This is a genomic window from Cellulomonas rhizosphaerae (assembly GCF_003470205.1).
GTDB classification, from domain to species: domain Bacteria; phylum Actinomycetota; class Actinomycetes; order Actinomycetales; family Cellulomonadaceae; genus Cellulomonas; species Cellulomonas rhizosphaerae.
In genome coordinates, this window is record NZ_QWKP01000154.1 from 1 (window position 1) to 16,929 (window position 16,929).

General features: G+C 73.5%; 16 protein-coding genes. 9 read left to right on the top strand and 7 right to left on the bottom strand.

The features are described from left to right. The coding region (locus tag D1825_RS05615; RefSeq protein ID WP_147356249.1) for an MMPL family transporter at positions 1-1,163 on the top strand (1,163 nt) is incomplete at its 5' end. 4 nt (positions 1,164-1,167) lie between these two features. Here D1825_RS05615 and D1825_RS05620 read toward each other — a convergent pair. Beyond that, positions 1,168-2,751, bottom strand: coding sequence for an MFS transporter (locus D1825_RS05620; RefSeq protein ID WP_118766467.1), 1,584 nt, complete (start codon positions 2,749-2,751; stop codon positions 1,168-1,170). Positions 2,752-2,826: 75 nt separating this feature from the next. Further along, positions 2,827-3,825 (bottom strand): glutaminase A, encoded by a 999-nt coding sequence (glsA, locus tag D1825_RS05625; RefSeq protein WP_233549656.1) that lies wholly within the window; start codon positions 3,823-3,825, stop codon positions 2,827-2,829. Positions 3,826-3,887: 62 nt separating this feature from the next. Here glsA and D1825_RS05630 point away from each other — a divergent pair, with 62 nt between their 5' ends. Then, positions 3,888-4,850, top strand: coding sequence for a diacylglycerol/lipid kinase family protein (locus D1825_RS05630; protein ID WP_118766468.1), 963 nt, complete (start codon positions 3,888-3,890; stop codon positions 4,848-4,850). Between the two features lie 4 nt (positions 4,851-4,854). On the opposite strand, the gene D1825_RS05635 is transcribed toward D1825_RS05630, so the two are convergent. Further along, positions 4,855-5,436 carry a class I SAM-dependent methyltransferase gene (locus D1825_RS05635; RefSeq protein WP_118766469.1) on the bottom strand — a complete coding sequence of 194 codons (582 nt, stop codon included), beginning with the start codon at positions 5,434-5,436 and terminating at the stop codon, positions 4,855-4,857. Positions 5,437-5,470: 34 nt separating this feature from the next. Here D1825_RS05635 and D1825_RS05640 point away from each other — a divergent pair, with 34 nt between their 5' ends. The 6 genes from D1825_RS05640 (at position 5,471) to D1825_RS05665 (ending at position 11,658) form a co-directional block, all read left to right on the top strand. Further along, entirely contained in the window at positions 5,471-6,709 is a 1,239-nt protein-coding gene (locus D1825_RS05640) for an MFS transporter (RefSeq protein WP_118766470.1), read from the top strand. A gap of 21 nt (positions 6,710-6,730) precedes the next feature. Further along, positions 6,731-8,434: a GAF domain-containing SpoIIE family protein phosphatase gene (locus D1825_RS05645; RefSeq protein ID WP_118766471.1), complete on the top strand. Its 1,704-nt coding sequence runs from the start codon at positions 6,731-6,733 to the stop codon at positions 8,432-8,434. Between the two features lie 84 nt (positions 8,435-8,518). Further along, complete coding sequence (locus D1825_RS05650; protein WP_118766472.1) at positions 8,519-8,851, top strand: YciI family protein; 333 nt, start codon at positions 8,519-8,521, stop codon at positions 8,849-8,851. Further along, the gene (locus D1825_RS05655) at positions 8,848-9,075 is read left to right on the top strand and encodes a hypothetical protein (RefSeq protein WP_118766473.1); all 228 of its coding nucleotides are present in this window, start codon (positions 8,848-8,850) and stop codon (positions 9,073-9,075) included. Before D1825_RS05650 ends, D1825_RS05655 begins: the two co-directional genes overlap by 4 nt. Further along, on the top strand, positions 9,072-10,406 hold the full coding sequence (locus D1825_RS05660; RefSeq protein WP_118766474.1) for an RNA polymerase sigma factor: 1,335 nt from the start codon (positions 9,072-9,074) through the stop codon (positions 10,404-10,406). Before D1825_RS05655 ends, D1825_RS05660 begins: the two co-directional genes overlap by 4 nt. Positions 10,407-10,716: 310 nt before the next feature. Further along, positions 10,717-11,658, top strand: coding sequence for a hypothetical protein (locus D1825_RS05665; RefSeq protein ID WP_118766475.1), 942 nt, complete (start codon positions 10,717-10,719; stop codon positions 11,656-11,658). A gap of 120 nt (positions 11,659-11,778) precedes the next feature. Here D1825_RS05665 and D1825_RS05670 read toward each other — a convergent pair whose 3' ends face one another. Then, on the bottom strand, positions 11,779-13,014 hold the full coding sequence (locus D1825_RS05670; protein ID WP_118766476.1) for an Nramp family divalent metal transporter: 1,236 nt from the start codon (positions 13,012-13,014) through the stop codon (positions 11,779-11,781). Between the two features lie 86 nt (positions 13,015-13,100). Here D1825_RS05670 and D1825_RS05675 point away from each other — a divergent pair, with 86 nt between their 5' ends. Next, positions 13,101-14,165, top strand: coding sequence for a GNAT family N-acetyltransferase (locus tag D1825_RS05675; RefSeq protein ID WP_118766477.1), 1,065 nt, complete (start codon positions 13,101-13,103; stop codon positions 14,163-14,165). Between the two features lie 3 nt (positions 14,166-14,168). Here D1825_RS05675 and D1825_RS05680 read toward each other — a convergent pair whose 3' ends face one another. From D1825_RS05680 to D1825_RS05690, 3 genes are all read right to left on the bottom strand, one after another. Continuing rightward, positions 14,169-14,897: a hypothetical protein gene (locus tag D1825_RS05680; protein ID WP_118766478.1), complete on the bottom strand. Its 729-nt coding sequence runs from the start codon at positions 14,895-14,897 to the stop codon at positions 14,169-14,171. A 50-nt stretch (positions 14,898-14,947) separates the two neighbouring features. Continuing rightward, positions 14,948-15,940 (bottom strand): ABC transporter ATP-binding protein, encoded by a 993-nt coding sequence (locus D1825_RS05685; protein ID WP_118766479.1) that lies wholly within the window; start codon positions 15,938-15,940, stop codon positions 14,948-14,950. After that, on the bottom strand, positions 15,934-16,929 hold a 996-nt coding region (locus D1825_RS05690; protein ID WP_118766480.1), incomplete at its 5' end, for an ABC transporter permease. The genes D1825_RS05685 and D1825_RS05690, both read right to left, overlap by 7 nt.

Here is a 16,929-nt window from a genome sequence, read left to right on the forward strand (position 1 = left end):
TGCCGGCGCTGCTCGCGGTGGCCGGCCGACGAGTCGTCGGGCGCCGGCCCGTCGTCGCGACGAGCCCGGGCTGGGCGCGCTGGACCCGGCACGTCACGCGCCACCCCCGCGTCTACCTCGTGGCGGTCACCGCGCTGCTCCTCGCGCTCGCCGCGCCGGTCGTCGCACTCCGGGTCGGCATCCCCGACGACGGCGCGCTGCCCCCCAGCCGGACCGAGCGGCAGGCCTACGACCTGGTGGCCGCAGGGTTCGGCCCGGGCCACAACGGACCCCTCGTCGTCGCCGTCGAGGGCGACGAGTCGGTGCTGCCAGGGCTCGCGTCCTCGATCGCGGCAGACCCCGGCGTCGCCGACCTGGACCCACCGACGGTCCGCGGCGGGATCGGCATCCTCGTCGTCCACCCGACGACCGGCCCGCAGGACGAGGCGACCTACGCCACCGTCGACCGGCTGCGCGCCGAGGTCCTCCCGGGCGCCCTGACCGGCACCGACGCACGCGCCCACATCGGCGGGCAGGCCGCGAACCTCGCCGACGTCGGCGTCCGGGTCAACGACCGGCTACCGGCCTTCGTCGGCGCCGTGCTGGCCATGTCCTTCCTGCTGCTCATGCTCGTGTTCCGGTCCGTGCTCGTACCGCTCAAGGCCGTGCTGCTCAACCTGCTGAGCATCGGGGCGTCCTACGGCGTGATGGTGATGGTGTTCCAGTGGGGTTGGGGCGCGGACCTCATCGGGCTCGAGGCGACGGTGCCGATCGTGTCGTTCATCCCGATGTTCATGTTCGCGATCCTGTTCGGCCTCTCGATGGACTACGAGGTCTTCCTGCTCAGCCGCGTCCGCGAGGAGTACGCGGCGACTGGGGACAACGAGGGGGCCGTCGTCGCGGGCGTCGCGAAGACCGGCCGGGTCATCACCTCGGCCGCGCTCATCATGGTCAGCGTCTTCCTGGCGTTCGTGCTGGGCGAGGACGCGGGGACCAAGATGTTCGGCGTCGGGCTGGCCACCGCGATCCTCGTCGACGCGACCCTGGTCCGGATGGTGCTGGTGCCGGCGACGATGACACTGCTCGGCCGCGCCAACTGGTGGGTGCCGCGCTGGCTCGACCGCGTGCTGCCGCGGGTCGACGTGGACGCCGAGGACCGGCTGCCCGAGCCGGTGCTCGCGTAGCCCGTCAGCCGAACGCCGCGCCCTCGGCGGCGGCGTTCGGCTGCGGGTCGGGCAGGCGCCGCATGCGGAAGCCGTTGATCAGACCCGCGACGCCGACGAGCAGCGGAAGGAGCAGGGCCAGCTGCAGCGCACGCGGTCGCACCTCGGTGTTGATGCGGATGATCTCGTCCTGGACGTCTTGCGGCTGACCCGCCAGGACCTCCGTGAGGCGCGTGTTGCTCATCAGCTCGGCGTCGTCCTCGAGGGCGGTCGACACCTGCGACTTCTCGTCGGCCGAGAGCACGGTGCTGGCGTCGGACTGGTTGGTGAAGCCGAGCGAGAGCGCGGCGAGCAGGATCCCTCCGGCGAACGCGAGCCCGAAGGAGAGGCCGAACGAGCCGCCGGCCGAGTTGACGCCCGCGGCCTCGCTGACCCGCTCCTCGTCGATCGGCGAGAGCGTGTAGTTGTTGAGCTGGGAGACGAGCAGCCCGAGCCCGGAGCCGACGATGACGAGGGGCAGCACCAGGTACCAGCCCGAGGTGGCGCGCGGCACGATCGGGATGAGGACGATCACACCGACGACGACGAGACCGAAGCCCGCGAGCACGATGTCGGCGGGACGACGCCGACCCGACCGCTTCCCGGCGAGCAGCGCGAGGGCGAACATGCTGAGCGAGAGCGGGGCGAGCGAGAGACCGGCGGCCATGGCGTCGTACTCGAGCACCATCTGCAAGAAGATCGGCAACGTGATCATGGCCGAGCCGAGCGTGATCTGCTGCAGCATCTGCTGCGTCACGCCGATCCGGAACAGGGGCAGTCGGAACAGGTCCGGGTCCAGCAGCACGGGCTTGTGCGCACGCTTGCGGTGCAGCAGCCAGCGCACCAGGGCGAGCAGGGCGATCGCACCGAGGGCGATCAGCGCACCGACCGCCTCGCCGCCCTCCTGCCAGACGAGGATGCCGAGCACGATGCCGCCCATGGCCAACGCCGAGAGGCCCGCGCCGACGAGGTCGATCGAACGGTCGCCCGTGTACGGCACGTCCTTGACCAGCTTGATGCCGCTCAGCACCCCGACGATGATCAGCGCCTCGAGCCCGAAGGCCACTCGCCACGACAGGTAGGTGGTGATGAAGCCGCCGAGCAGGGGGCCGACCGCCGCCGCGATCGAGGCGGACGCGCCGACCAGCGCGTAGACCCGGACCTGCGCCCTGCCGATGAAGTTGCCGTGGATGAGCGACTGCATCGACGGCAGCAGCAGCGAGGCGCCCAGCCCGCCGATGATCGACCAGAAGATGATGACCGTCGTCAGGCTCTGCGACAGCATCATCGCGACGGCGCCTGTCGCGTACGCGAGCAGGCCGAGCACGTACGCGCGCTTGCGCCCGACGAGGTCGCCGACCTTGCTGCCGATGAGGATGAAGGCCGCCGAGACGAGCGCCTCCAGCGCGATCGCGGACTGCACGCCGCTGACCGTCGTGCCCAGGTCCTCGACGACGGCGGAGATGGACACGTTCATGAAGGACGTGTCCACCACCAGCACGAACATCGCCAGCGCCAGCAGCAGCGCGAGTCGCCGGTCCAGCGGGGCATCGTCCGACGGCGTCGTCATGAGTCCACCTGTCTCGAGGAGTGCTGCGTGAGAACGGTGCCGGGCCGCCCGTGCGGTGACGTCACCGGGGTCGGGTCACGACGGCGGGTGCGGAGCCGACGCGAAGATGTTCATGCCGAGCGCGCGCGACAGGTGCTGGGTCGCGAGCTTGCCCCTGACGCTGTTGCCGGCCCCGTCGAGCGGCGGTGAGAAGGTCGCCAGGCCGCCCTTGCCCGGCGCGATCGTGATGATGCCGCCCGACACCCCGCTCTTGCCGGGCAGGCCGATCGTCGCCAGCCACCGCCCGGACTGCTCGTAGAGGCCGGATGTCGCCAGCGCTGCCAGCACGTCGCGGCAGGCGACCGCGTCGACGACCTGCTCGCGCGTCAGCGGGTTCACGCCGCCGTCCGCCAGCGTCGCCGCCATCACGGCCAGGTCGTGGGCCGTCACGAGCAGCGAGCACTGGCGGGTGTAGACGTCGGTGGCCTCCACGGGGTCGGCGTCGATCGAGCCGTAGCTCTGCAGCAGGGTGGCGATGGCCTGGTTGCGCTGGTTGGTGGCCGCCTCCGAGGCGTACACGTCCTCGTCGACCTCGAGCGGGCGCCCGGCGAACCGGGACAGTCCCGCCACGATCCGGTCCCACTTCTCCGCAGGCGTCGCGCCCGGCACGAGGCTCGTCGTCGCCAGCGCGCCCGCGTTGACCATCGGGTTCATCGGAGCGCCGCCGTTGAGCTCGAGGGCCATGACCGAGTCGAAGGGCAGCCCGGTGCTGTCGACCCCGATCCGGCGCAGCACCTCGTCGTGCCCGAGGTCCTGCGCGACGAGCGCGAAGACGAACGCCTTGGAGATGGACTGGATCGAGAAGGGATGGTCGGCGTCCCCCACGTCGTGCGAGTCGCCCGTGACGGAGACCACGCTCAGCCCGAACAGTGCGGGGTCCGCGTCGGCGAGCGCCGGGATGTAGTCGGCGACGGTCCCGTCGTGGACGACCCCGAAGCGTGCGTGCGCGTCGGCCATCGCGCGGGTGACCCGGTCGCGGTCGGGCAGGCTGCCGGTCGAGACGGCACTGACGTCGTCGGACTCGGTGAGGGTCACGATCGACAGCCTGGCACGGCACTCACCGCGCGGGCAGGGGTTCTGACCCGGATACTCAGCCCGTGACCGAACCTGCCTCCGCCCAGCGCCACGGGAGCGGCCCCCTGCGCTCCGCGCTCATCGTCAACACGAACCGCGTCGAGGGCTGGGAGCAGCTGCGCGACGACATCACCGAGCAGCTCGCCGCCGCCGGGTGGCCCGAGCCCGCGTGGTTCGAGACGTCCGCGGAGGACCCCGGGCGCGGTCAGGCCGAGCAGGCCGTGGCCGACGGTGCCGAGGTCGTGTTCGTCTGCGGCGGCGACGGCACCGTGCGCTCGGCGATCGAGGGACTCGTCGGCACCGACGCGGCTCTCGCGGTGCTGCCCGGCGGCACCGGCAACCTGCTCGCCGCGAACCTCGACGTGCCGACCAACGTGCCCGACGGTGTCGACACCGCGATCCGCCGCGGCCGGCGCTGCATCGACGTCGGCGAGGTCGAGGGCCAGTCGTTCGCGATCATGGCCGGCATGGGCCTCGACGCGGCGATGGTCGACGACGCCCCGACGGCGCTGAAGGCCAAGGCGGGGACGATCGCCTACGTCTTCTCCGCGCTGCGGCACGCGTTCGACTCCGAGATGCTCCTCGAGGTCGTCGTCGACGGCGCGCCCGCGCTGCGTCGGCACGCGCGCACGATCCTCGTCGGCAACGTCGGTCGGCTGCAGGGTGGCGTCAACGTGCTCCCCGATGCCGAGCCGGACAGCGGCAAGATGGACGTCGCGATCATCGCGCCGCGCAACCTCGGCCACTGGATCCAGATCCTGGTCGGTGTCCTGCGCAGCCGAAAGAAGCTGCCGCGCGTGGAGTACCTGCGCGGCGAGCACATCGTCATCCATGCCGAGAAGTCGCAGCCGCGGCAGCTCGACGGCGACGTCATCGACGCGGGCACCACGCTCGAGGTCACCGTGCGGCCGTCGGCGCTGTGGGTCTGCGTGCACCAGCCGGACGCCGCCGACGACCTGGCCGAGGGCGGGCCCTCGTCGCGCTGAGCGGTCAGGCCGGGCGCTCCCAGACCAGCGACCAGCGCCAGTACAGGTGCCGGCGGAAGGTCGCGCCCGGCAGGACGTCGCGCACGATCACGCGCATGCCCGCGTAGGTCTCGGGCGGCGGCCAGACCTGCGGCGCCGAGTGCTCCCAGTACCCGCGGCGACGCACGGCGACCGCGTGCGCGAGCACGGCGGCGGCCTCGCGCGGGGCGTCGACGAGGCCGTCGCTGCGGGCCAGCCCGACGACGACGAGCCGCCCGCCCGGCGCCACCAGGTCGGCGAACCGCGCGAGCGCCGCCCGGGCGTCGAGGTGGTGCAGCGTCGCGACGCAGGCGACGAGGTCGAACGGGCCGATCGGCTCGGTCATGGCGTCGCCCTGGACGTACTCGACGCCGCCGCCCGCCTCGCGCGCGAGGGCGATGCCCGGACCGTCCAGGTCGATGCCCGTGACCTGCGGCACGCGTGTCCGCAGCTCGCGCGCCAGCATCCCCTCGCCGCAGCCGATGTCGAGCGCGGTCCTCGCCCCGGAAGGCACGGCGTCGAGCACCAGCCGGTGGTAGTGGATGTTGTGGTTCCAGCGCGGGGCCATCGCCGCATCATGGCGCAGGTATCGTCTCCGCCTTGTGAGTCGCTTGCTCGAGACCGTGGTGCCGCGCCGCCTGGGCGTGCCGTTCCGCTGGGTGCTCGCGTCGTCCTGGACGACGAATCTCGGCGACGGCATCCTCATCGCGGCGGGGCCCCTGCTCGTCGCCGCGCGCACGCACGACGCGTTCGTCGTCGCACTGGCCGCGACGCTGCAGTGGCTGCCGCCGCTGCTGTTCGGGCTGTTCGCCGGGGCGGTCACCGACCGCGTCGACAGGCGCAGGCTCGTCATCGTCGTCGACCTGCTGCGGTGCGCCGTCCTGGCCGCTCTCGCGGCGGCGGTGCTCGTCGACTCCTCGCCCGTGTGGGTCGTCCTGGTCGCGATGTTCGTGCTCGGCACCGCGGAGACGTTCGCCGACAACGCCTCGTCGACCCTGGTCCCCATGCTCGTGACTCGCGACGACCTCGCGCTGGCGAACGCGCGCATCCAGGCCGGTTTCATCACCGTCAACCAGCTCGCGGGTCCGCCCATCGGCGCTGCGCTGTTCGCGGCCGGGCAGGCGTGGCCGATGGCCGTCGACGCGCTGCTCGTTGCTGGCGGCGTGGTCCTCGTCTCGCGCGTGGTCCTGCCGCCCCACGGCCGCGAGCCCGCGGAGCGCACCCACATCCGGGCCGACATCGCCGAGGGCTGCCGGTGGGTGTGGCACCACGCGGCCGTGCGGACGCTCGTGCTGACGATCCTCATCTTCAACGTGACGTTCGGCGCCGCGTGGTCGGTGCTCGTCCTGTACGCCACGCAGCGCCTCGGCCTGGGGGCCGTCGGGTTCGGGCTCATCACGACCGTCGGCGCCGTCGGTGGGCTCGTCGGCATCGCCTGCTACGGCTGGCTCACGGCGCGGATCAGCCTGGGCAACCTGCTGCGCATCGGCCTGATCATCGAGACCCTCACGCACCTGGCGCTCGCGCTGACCACCACCGCCTGGGTAGCCCTGCTCGTGTTCTTCGTGTTCGGCGCGCACGCGTTCGTCTGGGGCGCGACGTCCGTGACCGTGCGGCAGCGCGCGGTGCCGATGGAGCTGCAGGGGCGGGTCGGGTCGGTGAACCTCGTCGGGGTCTTCGGGGGGCTCGTCATCGGGTCGACGATCGGCGGCGTGCTGGCCCAGCACCATGGCGTGACCGCGCCGTTCTGGTTCGCGTTCTTCGGGTCGGCGCTCTTCGTCGTGCTCATCTGGAACCAGCTGCGGCACGTCGCGCACGCCGACGCCGAGCCGACCGTCTGACCCGCGTGTCATCATTCCCGGGTGGCTGACCTGGGACCGACGACCGCGTCCGATCCGGCGTACGAGCGGTTCGCGCGCCTGGTCAAGGCGTACCTCGGCGTCCCCGTCGCGCTGGTCAGCTTCGTCGGCGACGACGGTCAGCGTCTGCCCGGCGCTCTCGGCCTCCCCGAGCCGTGGCAGTCGCGCCGCGGGACACCCCTGTCGCACTCGTTCTGCAAGCACGTCGTCGCCGAGGACCGGCCGCTGGTGGTGAGCGACTCGCGCACGGTCGACTTCCTGCAGGACAACCTCGCGATCCCGGACCTGAACGTGATCGCGTACGCCGGCTACCCGCTCCACGACCTGCAGGGGCGTGCCGTGGGCTCGCTGTGCGCGATCGACGGCGAGCCGCGCGCGTGGATCGAGCGGGAGCTCGCCGTGCTGGAGGACCTCGCGCTCGCGTGCGCGTCGGAGGTCCAGCTGCGCGAGGCCGGGGACACGGCGACGACGGCGGTCGCCACCGCGACGCGGCGTGAGGCGCACGCGCAGATCCTGCTCGCCCTGTCGGACGCGTTCACGCAGACGCGGACGCCCGACGACGTGCTCGACGCCGTGCAGCGCGCGGCCGCGGACGTCGCCGGGGCGGCCCGCTCGTCGGTCGCACTCGCGCACCCCGAGCGCGGGTCGTTGTCCTGGGTGCGACACGCGGTCGTCCCTGGCGCGCCCGAGTCGATCTGGGCCGACGAGCCGCTCAACCGGACCGAGTCCCCCGCGGTGCGCGCCGTGGTCTCGGGCCGGCCGCTGTTCTTCGACGACGCCGAGGCGATGGGGGCCGCCTTCCCCCGGGTCGCCGGCGTCGGCGGCCCGGGCGCCGCCGCGTTCCTCCCGCTGACCACGTCGACCGCCACGCTCGGTGCGATCCTGCTGCGCTGGCACGAGCCGCGCGTCCTGACCAGCTCGATCCGCGACCTGCTCGTCACGCTCGCGAGCGACGCGTCGACGGCCCTCGAGCGCGCCCACCTGCTGCAGAGCCGCTCGGACGTGGCGCGCACGCTGCAGGCGGCGATGCTCTCGCAGCTCCCGGAACCCACCGGCGTCGACCTGGACGCGGTCTACCTGCCGGCCGAGGTCACCGAGCAGGTCGGTGGCGACTGGTACGACGCGATGGAGCTGGCCGACGGGGGCTTCGCGATCGTCGTCGGCGACGTGACCGGCCACGACATGCCCGCCGCGACCCGAATGGGTCAGCTGCGCTCGATGCTGCGCGCGCTGCTGTGGGAGCACGACAAGCCGCCGTCCATGGTGCTCGAGCTGCTCGACCAGGCGAACGTCGGGACCGGCCTGGAGGCGACCGCGACCGCGTTCCTCGCCCGGCTCGAGCCGCCGACGGCGAGCGGCGTCCGGCGGCTGACCTGGGCCTCGGCCGGGCACCCGCCCGCCTTCGTCCGGCGCGCGAGCGGCGCGTGCGTCGTGCTCGACGCGCGGCCGGGCCTGCCGCTCGGTTTCATCCCCGAGCGCGAGCGGCACGACCACGTCGTCGAGCTGGCGCCCGGCGACACGCTCGTCGTCTACACCGACGGGCTCCTCGAACGGCGGGTCGAGTCGATGCGCGACAGCATCGCGGCTGCGGCCGCCGTCGTCGCCGGCCTGTCGGACCTCGGCGCCGCCGCGGTGGTCGAGGCCCTCGGCCCGACGGGCGACCGGCGCGACGACGTCGTCGTGCTGAGTCTCGCGATCCACGCCTGACCGCTTGTCGATCCGCCCGGCCCTCGCGCGTCACCCGGGAGAACGGGCACAGTGGGTGCCCCGAGGTCCGGAACGGAGGCGGCGATGACCACCTACCTGGTGCTGCTGCACGAGGACGAGGGAGCGTGGGCGGCGGCCTCGTCGGCCGAGCGCGAGGCTGCGTACGCCGCTCATGCGGAGTTCAACGCGGCGTGCGGCGCCCGCGGGCACACGATCGTCCACGCGCACGAGCTCGCGCCGGCCGCGACCGCCCTGCTGGTGCGGGGCGGATCAGTCACCGACGGCCCGTACACGGAGGCCGTCGAGCAGCTGAGCGGGTACTACCTCGTCGAGACCTCGGACGTCGCCGACCTGGCCGCGCTCGTCTCGGGCGTGCTCGGTTCCGGGTGCGCCGAGCTGCGTCCGGTCGCGGCGTGATGCAGTTCGTCGTGCTCGGGTACGGCGGCCTCGTGCCCGGAGGCCTGGTGCTCTCGTCGGCCGACGCGGCGACGACCGTGCGGGACGGCGCCCTGACACCGGGCGCGCTGTCGGACGGGCTGTCCTCGGTCGCTGTGCTCGACGCGCCCGACCTCGACGCGGTGACCGAGTCGCTGCGCGGGCTCGCCGGCGCGTTCGAGGTCCGACCCGCGGAGCCGCGGTGACCGACCTCGTTGACGCCGCGCTGGCCGATGCGTGGCAGACCAGCTGGAGCCGGCTCGTCGGACTCCTGATCGGCCAGTACCAGCGACCCGACCTCGCCGAGGACGCCGTCGCCGATGCCTTCGAGTCCGCCGCGCGCCACTGGCCGGCCGACGGCGTCCCCACCAACACCGGAGCGTGGCTGCTGACCGCAGCCCGCCGCCGCGTCCTCGACCGCCTGCGCACGGAGGCGGTGCACCGCCGGAAGGAACCGCTCATGGCCGTCGACGACGAGATGCGCGCCGCGGCCGCGGCCGTCGTCGACCCGTTCGACGGCGCGCACGTGGCCGACGAGCAGCTCCGCCTCGTGTTCGCGTGCTGCCACCCTGCCCTCGCGGCCGACGACCGCGTCGCGCTGACCCTGCGCTTCGTCGTCGGGCTCACCACCGCCGAGATCGCGCGGCTGCTGCTCGTGCAGGAGACCGCGATGGCCGCACGGCTGACCCGGGCCAAGAAGCGGCTCGCGTCGTCGGGCATCCCGTTCGCGGTGCCGCCGCCGGGCCAGCTCGACTCGCGGCTCGACGCCGTGGCAACCGTGCTGTACCTGATGTTCACCTCGGGCTACCAGCCCGGCTCCGGGCCCGTGACGCTGCGGGTCGACCTGGGCGACGAGGCCATCTGGCTGGTGCGGCAGCTCTCCGTGCTCCTGCCGGGCCGCGCGGTGCTGTCCTCGCTGCTGGCCCTGATGCTGCTGCAGCACTCGCGGCGCGACACGCGGCTGTCGCCGTCCGGGCAGATCGTGCTGCTGCCGGACCAGGACCGGTCGCGGTGGCACGGCGAGGAGATCGCGGAGGCGGTCGCGCTGCTGGCGTCGGAGGAGCCCGACCGGGCTCGTCGCGCGGCGGACGGAGCCACGTCGGGCGGGCCGGTAGCACGCGAGTCCGCCGAGGGCTCGTCCGGCGCTGCGCCCGCCTCGCAGCTCGCGCAGGAGTACCGCCTCCAGGCCCTGATCGCGGCGGAGCACGCGACCGCCCCCTCGTCGGCCGACACCCGCTGGTCCCGCATCTGCACCCTCTACGCCTCCCTCGAGGACCTGACCGGCTCACCGGTGGTCCGGCTCGCGCGCGCGGTCGCCGTCGCGGAGGCGTACGGCCCGACCGCCGGCCTCGCGCTCCTCGACGGCCTCGACGAGGCGCTGCCCCGCCACCACCGTCTCCCCGCGGTCCGGGCCGAGCTCCTGGTCCGCGCGGGCGACCCGGCGGCAGCCGCCACCGAGTACGAGCGGGCCCTCGCGCTGGTCACCAACGACGCCGAGCGCACCCACCTCACCACCCGCCTCTCCACCCTCCGCTGACCCACCCGCCGGCCCGGCCGGCCGGCCCGCGCCAGCTCGGCGCGCCGGCCGCTCCGCCCGGTCCGCTCCGCCCCGCCCGCGAGCCAGCCCTTGTCACCTCGCCGATTCAGCTTCGATTCGCCGATTCCTTCCAGCGAATCGATGGCGAATCGGCGACATGACGCGGCCGTCGGCGCACCGTGTGACTCGTCGAGCGACGAGCGGCCCGCCAGAGGGTCGGGCCGACCACAGCCGCGGGCGGCCAGCGGGTCGTCCACAGATCGACGCAGCACGGGCCGCACGGCGTTCGCGCGGGCCGACGATCCAGTGCATGCCTCGTCGCCCTGGCGCCCGCGCGCGCATCGAACCCGCGAAGCTCCCGACCGTGTGGCTCACGCGGGACCGACCGCCTGAGGTCCTCGCCGACAAGCTGCGCTCCGGGCGGTGGGAACGGACCGCGCACGGCATCTACACCGCTACAGGGGTGCCCGAGGAGCTGCCCTTCGAGGCGAGACAGCGACGAGCACTCGCCAACATCGCCGGGACGCACCGGCGGCTCACCGGCGCGCACTGGTTCTCCCACGCGTCGGCCGCCATGGTCTGGGGCATCCCGGTCCTGAGCGTCCCCACGACGACGCACGTCCTCGCACCCTCGAGGGCCGGGAACACCCGCACCGCGTCGCTGTCCAGCCACACCGGTCGCCTTGAGGATGCGGACCTGACCGAGGTGGCCGGCGTGCCGGTGACGACGTTGGCGCGGACCGTCGCGGACTGCCTCGCCACGCTGTCGCCTGCCTCCGGCCTCGTCATCGCAGATGGGGCACTGCACCGCGGGCTGGCAATGGCCGACCTTGAGGCCGCCGTGCACGCCCGCACAGCTCGCAACGGGTCTGCGCGCGCCCGAGCAGTCTTGGAGATCGCGGATGACGGCTCGGAGTCGCCAGGCGAGTCGGTCACTCGGTTCGTCCTGCTGCGCGACGGCTTGCCCGTGCCGTCGACCCAGATCGAGGTCACCACGCGACTCGGCACGTTCTGGTCGGACCTCGGGTGGGAGGAGTGGATGCTCCTGATGGAGTACGACGGCCGTCTGAAGTACATGTCGCAGGGAGACCTCATCAGCGAGAAGCGGCGGCACGACGCGCTTGTCGAGACCGGCCGACGAGTGCTCCGCGTGACGGGCGACGATGTGAGAGGCCTGACGCGCCGCGTCGTCCCGTTCCTTCCAGCCTCGGTGCAGCGCTCGATCCGACCGCGCCGGCTCCTGCGCGGCTGACCTCGCGGGCCTGGCGCTTCACGTCGCTGATTCCGCATGAGATCGCCGGTTCTTTCCGGCGAGGTGATGAGGAATCGGCGAAGTGACACGCCAGGGGAACCCGGCGGGGCAGCGGTGGGGTCAGGTGGTGAGGAGGAGGGCCAGGAGGGTGAGGTTGAGGGCGACGACCAGGGTCACCACCGTGACCAGGACCGCGTGCAGGCGGGGGCCGTTGCGCGCGTCGCCCATCAGGGAGCGGGAGCGGGTGAACGCCACCAGGGGGATGACCGCGAACGGGATGCCGAAGCTCAGCACCACCTGGCTCACGACGAGGGTCCACGTCGGGTCGGCGCCCAGGGCCAGGAGCAGCACCGCGGGGATCAGCGTCACCACGCGCCGCACCTGCAGCGGGATGCGGCGGTGCAGCAGCCCCTCCATGATCGTCGCCCCGGCGTAGGCGCCCACCGACGTCGAGGCGAGCCCCGAGGCGAGCAGCCCGACGGCGAACGCGATGCCGATCCCCACCCCCAGCACGGAGACGATCGCCGCGTAGGCACCCTCGATCGAGTCGGTCCCGGCCACTCCCCGCAGGCCCGACGCGGCGAGCAGCAGCAGCCCAATGTTGACCAGCCCCGCGACCACGAGCGCCACGCCCACGTCCCACCGCGTGGCCCGCAGCAGGCGCCGCAGCGAGACAGCGTCATCGGCGCGGCCGTGCCGGTCGCGGGCCAGCGCGGAGTGCACGTAGATCGCGTGCGGCATGACAGTCGCACCGAGCATGCTCGCGGCGAGGAGCACCGAGTCCGGCCCGTCGAACCGCGGCACGAGGCCCGACAGCACCCCGCGCGCAGAAGGAGGGCTCACCACCAGACCCGCGAGGAATCCCAGAGAGATGATGGCCAGCAACCCGACGACGATCAACTCGAACCGCCGCTGCCCGTACCGGTTCTGCGTCGTCAGCAGCGCCAGCGAGACGGCGCCGACGATGAGCCCGCCCAGCGGGAGCGGCACGCCGAACAGCAGGTTGAGCGCGATCGCCCCACCGACCACCTCGGCGATGTCGGTGGCCGCAGCGACCAGCTCCGCCTGCGCCCAGAACGCGAGCCGCGAGCGCCGCCCCAGCCGCGCGCCCAGCACTCCCGGCAGCGACTGCCCGGTGACCAGCCCGAGCTTGGCCGACTGGTACTGCACCAGCACCGCCATGGCGTTCGCGACGACGAGCACCCACAGCAGCAGGTAGCCGTACCGCGACCCCGCGGTGAGGTTGGCCGCGACGTTGCCGGGATCGACGTACGCGATCGCCGCGACGAAGGCAGGCCCGAGCAGCAGGGGTCCACGACGCGTCGCGCGCCGGATGCCCGCTGTGCTGACCGCCATGATCCGTCCGTCCGCCACTGAAAGTTCGGGTCCCCGAACTCTATATCCGTTGGACGCGGGATGCGGGTCAGACGCACGGTGAGGGCATGTGGACTCTGCACGAGGTCGACGGCCAGGACGCGCAGCTGCTCGACGCCTACGTCGAGGCGGCGAACACCGTCGTCGTCGACACCTGGGGCGTCACGGACTTCTGCCGCAACGCCCGCGAGGTCGCCGGGAGCCTGCGCGACCAGCAGTACGAGCTCAAGTGGCGCCGCGTCGCGCTCGACGAGGTCGGCACCGCGGTCGGGTACGCCGCGCTCAACCTGCCGCTGCAGGACAACACCCACACCGGCTACCTCGAGGTCGGCACGATTCCGGCCGCCCGACGACGAGGCATCGGCTCGGCCCTGTACGACGAGGTGCTCGCCGCCGCGAAGGCGCAGGGACGCACCAAGGTCACGACGTCCACCGACCAGACCGTCGAGCCTCCGGCCGGCGTGAACACGCTCGCGGCCTCCACGGGCGAGGGGCGCGTGGCCGCCGACGACGCCCCGGTCCGGTTCGTGACGAGCCGCGGCTGGCAGCTCGAGCAGGTCGAGCGCCGCTCGGTGCTCGACGTCCCGCTCGACCCCGAGATCCTCGCCAAGCACCGCGCGGCAGCGGAGCAGGTCGCGGGCGACGAGTACCGCGTGGTCACCTGGACCGACCACTGCCCCGAGGAGTGGCTCGACCAGTTCGCGATCCTGCAGACCCGGATGAGCACCGACGTGCCGACCGGCGGGCTCGACTGGGGCGAGGAAGCCTGGGACGGCCCCCGCGTCCGGGCCCGCGAGGCGGAGTTCGCCGACCGCGGTCTGGGGTACCTGACGGCCGCCGCCGAGCACATCCCGACCGGCACGCTGGCGGGCTACACGAGCTTCCTCGTCGTGCCGCACACGGACGAGTACGTGCACCAGCACGACACCCTGGTGATCCGCGAGCACCGCGGCCGCCGCCTCGGCATGCTGCTCAAGGCCGCGAACCTGCAGCGCCTGCCGCAGGAGCTGCCGAACGTCCGCCGCATCGGCACGTGGAACGCCGAGGAGAACGCGCCGATGCTGGCGATCAACATCGACCTCGGCTTCCGCCCCGCGGGCGGCGCTGGCGAGTGGCAGCTGGACCTCGTCTGACGACTAGTGCAGAGCCCCGCGCCACCAGCCGGTCCAGCGCTCCTGCACCTGCGCGAACGTCGCGTCGTCGAGCCCGTACGTGGACAGCACCGCGCCGACCGTCCCGTGCGGCGGTGCGCTGGCGGCCGGCGTCTCGAACAGCACGAGCATCGCCTCGGTGATCCCGTGCAGGTGCAGCACGATCAGGTCGTCGGTCTTGCGCACGAGCGTGCCGCCGAGCAGAGTCCCGTCGGGACGACGAGCCTGCACGTTGCCCCCGATGGGCACGCCGCGGATCCCGTGCAGACCGGCCCGGTCGAGGAGCCGGTCGCGCAGGTCGCCCGCGTCCAGACCGAAGATCGACAGCGTCCGGCGGGGCTGCGTGTTCTGCGCGGTGACCGCGAAGCGCAGCTGCTCGGCGGACGCGATCCACACCGCGTCCGCGTGGTCGTGCACGCCGTCGTAGCCCGCGAGGTCGTGGCTGCTGCGGGTGACCGTCAGGTGCGTCGCGGCCGGCCGGCCGGCCGCGGGGCCGATCGCGAGCACGTCGTGGTTGCGCCACGTGAGGGTGTGGTTCGTGCCGCCCTCGTGCCCCTCGGTCGCGGCGACGAACGCGCGGACCTCGTCGTCGAGGGTCGGCGAGTCCCAGCGGTACCAGCGGTGGACGAGGTCCGGCTGGCGCACGTGCTGCCACACGGTGGCGGGCGGCGCGGAGATGTCCAGCGAGACGACCTCACGGCGGTCCAACGTCATCGCTCATCACCTCGGTGTGCTCGGCGGCTGACCAGACGACCGTAGCAACGTCAGTCGAGCGCCGCGACAGCGTCCCCGTCGACACCCAGCCCGACGACGTCGCCGGCCGCCCACCGCGCACCGACCGGGCCCAGCGCGGTGACCGGCCCGATGCCGGGCACGTCGACCCGCACCTCGGACCGCCCGCGCCGCGAGGTGATCCCCAGGACCGTCCCCTTGGCGACGGGCGCCACGGTGTCGACGACGAACGCCCCCTCGGCCAGCGCGAGCACCGGACCGGAGCCCGGCGGGACGAGCTCGCGCAGCGGCGCGGCCGCGGCGGACGACACCGGCACGAACGCCTCGTAGCCGAGGAACCGCGCGACCTCCCGCGACGCTGGCCGGCGCCAGAGATCGGGCGGGGTGTCGACCTGCAGGAGCCGCCCGGCGTCGAGGACGGCCACGCGGTCGGCCACGGCGAACGCCTCGTCCTGGTCGTGCGTGACGAACACCGCGGTGGTCCCCGTCGCGACGAGCACCGCCCGGAGTTCCACCGCGAGCCGCTCGCGCAGCGACCGGTCGAGCGCGGACAGCGGCTCGTCGAGCAGCAGCAGCCGCGGCGAGGGCGCGAGCGCGCGGGCGAGCGCGACCCGCTGCCGCTCCCCACCGGACAGCGTCGCGACGGGCCTGCGCTCGTACCCGGACAGGCCCACGAGCTCGAGCAGCTCGGTGACCCGGTCCGCCCCGGAGCCACGAAGGCCGTACGCGACGTTGCCCAGCACGTCCCGGTGCGTGAACAGCTGGCCGTCCTGGAACACCAGCCCGAACCCGCGCCGGTGCACGGGCACGTCCGCCACGGACGCGCCGTCCCAGGTCACGTAGCCGCCGGCGAGCGGCTCGAGCCCAGCGACCGCGCGCAGGAGCGACGACTTGCCGCACCCGGACGGCCCGAGCAGCGCGAGCACCTCACCGGGCGCGACGTCCACCGAGACGCGGTCCACTGCGGGCGCCGACAGACCGGGGTACCGCACCACCACGTCGACGAGTCCGAGACCGGTCACCAGTCACCTCCAGAGCCAGGGGCACGCAGCCGCTCGCACGCGGCCACGATGCCCGCGGTCAGCACCGCGAGCACCACGGACGCCGCGAGCGCCATGCCGTAGCTGTCCGGCCCGGGGCGGCCGATCAACCGGAAGATCAGGACGGGCAGCGTGGGGTCGTCGGGCCGCGCGAGGAACGACGTCGCGCCGAACTCTCCGAGCGACGCCGCGAACGCGAACCCGATCGCGAGCCCGATGGAGCGGGTCGCGAGCGCCAGGTCCACCGACCGCAGCACCCGGCCGGGCGAGGCCCCGAGCGTCGCGGCGGCCTGCCGCAGGCGGGGGTCGATCGCCCGCAGCACGGGGAGCACGGTCCGCACGACGAGGGGCACGGCGACCACGGCCTGCGCGATCGGCACGAGCACCCCGGACGTCCGCAGGTCGATCGGCAGCCCGAGCGGCTCGTGCATCGAGATGAGGAACCCGAACCCGACGGTCACCGCCGAGACGCCGAGTGGCAGCATGAACAACGCGTCCAGCCCGGCGACGGCTCGTCGGCCCGCGACCTGCCGCGGCCGGCGCGAGACGACGAGCGCGACGAGCCCGCCCACGACGAGCGCGAGCACCGTCGCCACCAGCGCCGTCCGCAGCGAGGTGAGCGTCGCGGCCCACACGGAGACTGTCATCCCCCCGCCCGTGGTCCCGAGCGCCGCGTAGTGGTCGAGCCCCCACCCGTCCCCCACGCGCAGCGACCGCACCACGAGGTTCACGAGCGGCAGGCACAGCAGCACGACGACGAGCGCGGTGACCCCGGCGGCCGCGAGCGCGAGCCCGTGCCCGTCGCGCGGCGGGGTTCCGGGCACGCGCCGCAGGGTCAGCGGGCGCACGGCATCAGCGGACGAGGAGAGCGCCAGCGCGCGCTCCCGACGAGCCCGCGCGCGCCCCGCCAGGGTCAGCGCGACGCCCACGATGACGAGCTGCACCACGGACAGCACCGCCGCCGCGCGCAGGTC

Excerpts from the sequence above, each read along its gene's own strand:
- D1825_RS05665 (WP_118766475.1), top strand. The coding sequence starts at position 10,717 with ATGCCTCGTCGCCCTGGCGCCCGCGCGCGCATCGAACCCGCGAAGCTC.
- D1825_RS05670 (WP_118766476.1), bottom strand. The coding sequence starts at position 13,014 with ATGGCGGTCAGCACAGCGGGCATCCGGCGCGCGACGCGTCGTGGACCC.
- D1825_RS05675 (WP_118766477.1), top strand. The coding sequence starts at position 13,101 with ATGTGGACTCTGCACGAGGTCGACGGCCAGGACGCGCAGCTGCTCGAC.
- D1825_RS05620 (WP_118766467.1), bottom strand. The coding sequence starts at position 2,751 with ATGACGACGCCGTCGGACGATGCCCCGCTGGACCGGCGACTCGCGCTG.
- D1825_RS05635 (WP_118766469.1), bottom strand. The coding sequence starts at position 5,436 with ATGGCCCCGCGCTGGAACCACAACATCCACTACCACCGGCTGGTGCTC.
- D1825_RS05680 (WP_118766478.1), bottom strand. The coding sequence starts at position 14,897 with ATGACGTTGGACCGCCGTGAGGTCGTCTCGCTGGACATCTCCGCGCCG.
- D1825_RS05650 (WP_118766472.1), top strand. The coding sequence starts at position 8,519 with ATGACCACCTACCTGGTGCTGCTGCACGAGGACGAGGGAGCGTGGGCG.